This window comes from Streptomyces sp. NPDC038213, assembly GCF_055600495.1.
Genome location: NZ_JBVJYM010000068.1, coordinates 1 through 3,785 on the forward strand (window position 1 = coordinate 1; position 3,785 = coordinate 3,785).

The window sequence follows — 3,785 nt, forward strand, 5'->3', positions numbered from 1 at the left end:
CCCGACGCCCCCATCATCACCACCGACGCCCGCCACCGCGCCGACGCCAAGAGCGCCCTCATCACCCTCGTCGAACACGCACTCATGGCACGGCTGAAGTAGTACGGGTCCGCCGACTCCGGGGCGGGCTGTGTCCTCTGACACGGCCCGCCCCTTCGTTCATAACGTTTCGACAGAGAATTGGCCCGAGTTGGACACCCCACGCGTTCAACCGGTGCCTCAGCGCGCACGAAACACCCGTTTTTTGCCGCAGCTCGCTCTTTATGTCCGTTTTACGCGGCACATAAGGGCTCGGGAACGGCCGGATTCAACTGTTTGGAACACGGCCGTGACCCGTGCTGGAATTCAATGAACTAGCTAGTAGCACCGCCGAGAGGTTGTTGGTCGAGTGAGGCGAAGCAACGAGGGCCCCGCGGAGGCAGTCCCGTCCGACGGGAGTGCCCGGGGCAACTTCACCCCGGCTCAGCGCGCGGTGCCGTCTGCAGACGCACCGGCCGAGGGGCCCGTACGCAGCGGCAGTCAGAGCCGGTTCTCCCCGCGCAACTGGCGCGTGCCCACGCGCCTGAACGCCATCCTGCTGGTGCCCGCCCTCGTCGGCCTGGTCATGGGCGGCTTCCAGGTGAAGGGCTCCATCGACACCTGGGACGAGGCCAAGGACGCCGAGAAGACCGCCCGCATCGTGCAGGCGGCCTCGGAGTACGGCCAGGCCCTCCTCAACGAGCGCGACCTCACCGCGGAGCCCCTCCTCAAGGGCGACAAGGGCAACGAGACCGTGGTCCAGGCGCGCGCCGCCACGGACAAGGCGCGGTCGAACTTCGACGAGGCCCTGCGGGGCATGCCGGAGAAGCAGGGCCTCGAGCACCGCCTCGACCTGTTCCGCCGCGAAGAGCCCAAGCTGGAGAAGATCCGCGACACGGCCTACCTGACCGCGGCGGAGACCCCGAAGAAGAACCCGGGGAAGAACCAGGGCGGCCCCGTGGCCACGGAAGAGGGCTACGTCCTCGTCCAGCACAACCTCATGCAGTTCTCCAACGAGCTCGGCCTCGGCACCGGCAACGTGACCTCGTACGGCCGCATGGTCTACGCGATCCAGCTCGCCAAGGCCGCCGGTTCGCTCCAGCGCTCCATCGGCACCCACCTCCTCGTACGCCCCAGCAAGAACGAGGAGATCCACGCCGGCCAGCTCATCGCCTTCTCCTCGTACGCCTACCTGGAGGAGATCGCCCTCGCCGAGTACGTGGCCGCGGGCACCGACGCGGACACCGATCGGCTCAAGGAGGTCTTCGCCCGCAAGACCCGCGAGGGCGAGGACAAGCTCGCCCAGGCCAAGGCGGACGCCGAGGGCGCCGGCCTGCCCTTCAAGTCCCCGCCGGTGGTCAACGGCTCCATGCTGGAGGGCATGACCGAGGCGATAGCCGGCGGCGACGAGCCGAAGGACCTCGCGGCCGAGGGCGTGAACCCGGCCTTCTGGCACGCGGGCGCCACCGCCAAGTTCGACGCCTACGCCGAGATCGAGAAGGACCTCGTCGCCAAGGCCGTGCAGGAGGCCGCGGACATCTCCGAGGACGCCCGCAACGACGCCGTCATGAACGGTGCGATCGTGGTCGTGGCCCTCCTCACCGCCTTCATCATGGCCGGCCTCATGGCCCGCCAGATGGGCCGCTCGATGCGCCGCCTGCGCGGCGCCGCCTTCGACATCGCCGAGCAGCGCCTGCCGAGCCTCGTCGACCAGCTCTCCCGTACCGACCCGGGCAAGGTCGACACCCGTGTCGTGCCCATCCCGATCGACTCCCAGGACGAGATCGGCGAGGTCGCCCGGGCCTTCGACCAGGTCCACCGCGAGGCCGTCCGGCTCGCCGCCGAGCAGGCCCTCCTGCGGGGCAACGTCAACGCGATCTTCACGAACCTCTCCATGCGCAACCAGTCGCTGATCGAGGGCCAGCTGACCCTCATCACCGACCTGGAGAACAACGAGGCCGACCCGGACCAGCTGGAGAACCTCTTCCGCCTGGACCACCTGGCCACCCGTATGCGCCGCAACGGCGAGAACCTCCTCATCCTCGCGGGCCAGGAGCCCGGCCGCCGCTGGGACCAGCCGGTCCCGCTGGTCGACGTCCTGCGCGCCGCCTCCTCCGAGGTGGAGCAGTACGAGCGCATCGAGCTCTCCGGGGTCTCGGAGGCCGAGATCCACGGCCAGGCCGTGACCGACCTCGTGCACCTGCTCGCGGAGCTGCTGGAGAACGCCACCACCTTCTCCTCCCCGCAGACCAAGGTCCGCGTCAACGCGACCCGCCTGCCGGACAGCCGCGTCATGGTCGAGATCCACGACAAGGGCATCGGCCTCACCGCCGAGGACTTCGCGGACATCAACCACAAGCTGGCCAACCCGCCGACCGTGGACGCCGCGATCTCGCAGCGCATGGGCCTGTTCGTGGTCGGCCGGCTGGCCGACCGGCACGGCATCCGCGTGCAGCTGCGCCCCTCGGGCGAGGCCTCCGGCACCACCTCGCTGGTCATGCTCCCCGACGCCATCACCCACGGCGGCGGCGGCGAGGGCATCCCGGACGACGACTTCACCGTCTCCTCGATGATCCCGCAGCAGCAGGCCAGCGAGGGCGCCCCGCTGCGCACCGCGGCCGAGCTCGGCTTCGACGACTCCCGCTACACGGACTCCGCCGCGGCGGGCCCCGTGGGCGCCGGGCCCGACCCCGTCGGCCGCTCGCTGGGCCGCGAGGAGCGCCGGGCCTCGCTGGAGGCCCAGGCCGGCTTCCCGCAGCCCCCGGGCACTCCCCAGGCCTTCCCGCAGGAGGGGTACGCCCCGGCCGCGACCGGTCCCGCCGAGCCCCAGCCGGAACACGGCTACCAGCCGTACCAGGGCGGCGAAGCGGAGGCCCCGTTCCCCGCGGACGGCGGCTACCCGCAGGCCGGCCCGTACGGCGGGCCCGCCGAGGGGTACGCGCCGCAGCCCACCGGGTACGAGCAGCAGCCCGCCACCGGGTACGAGGACTACACCCCGGACGGCTACGAGTATCCGGAAGCCCCGTACCAGGATGCGCCGGCGCTCGGCCAGGAGTACGACAACGGCTACGCCCCCCAGCCCCACCAGGGCGAGTGGCCTGCGCAGAACACCTACCAGAGCGACTACCAGCAGCCTTACGGGTCCGAATCGGAACCTCAGGCCGCTCCCGAAGCCGCCCCGGAGCGCGTAGGCTTCGACCGTCCGGACTCCGCTTCCGACTCCGGTCACGAACTGACCGGAGCGGGCCTGCCGCGCCGCGGCAGCCAGCAGCAGTGGCAGCCGGCGCAGCAGGAACCGGAGCGCAAGTCGTTCTTCGAGGGGGCCACTTCCGGCCCCGCGGTGAACGGCCCGGGCGAAGGCTGGCGTTCGCGCAACGACGAGCGCTGGCAGCAGGCCGGCAAGCTCAAGGAGCCGAAGGCAGGCGGCGTCACCCCCTCGGGTCTCCCCCGGCGGGTGCCCCGGGCCAACCTGGTCGAGGGCACCGCGGAGTCGACCCCCCAGGGCGGCCCCCAGGTCTCCCGCGCCCCCGAGGACGTCCGCGGCAGGTTGAGCAACCTGCGGCGGGGCGTGCAACAGGGCCGCACCGCGGGAACAGAGCAGTCAAGTAACAGCTACGACCAGGAGCGTTAGTGTGAGCCCGATGAGCCAGGCGGCACAGAACCTGAACTGGTTGATCACCAATTTCGTGGACAACACCCCCGGGGTGTCGCACACGGTGGTGGTCTCCGCCGACGGCCTCCTTCTGGCGATGTCGGAAGGCTTCCCC

The 3,785-nt window shown here is 70.7% G+C and carries 2 protein-coding genes and 1 pseudogene; all 3 read left to right on the forward strand.

From position 1 onward, the window contains the following. Positions 1 to 102: pseudogene (locus ACZ7JZ_RS35890) on the forward strand (ATP-binding protein); the annotation flags it as partial. A 286-nt stretch (positions 103 to 388) separates the two neighbouring features. Next, positions 389 to 3,649, forward strand: coding sequence for a sensor histidine kinase (locus ACZ7JZ_RS35895; protein ID WP_470947338.1), 3,261 nt, complete (start codon positions 389 to 391; stop codon positions 3,647 to 3,649). Between the two features lie 10 nt (positions 3,650 to 3,659). Further along, positions 3,660 to 3,785: roadblock/LC7 domain-containing protein (locus ACZ7JZ_RS35900; RefSeq protein WP_030014130.1), on the forward strand; the 126-nt coding region annotated here is incomplete at its 3' end.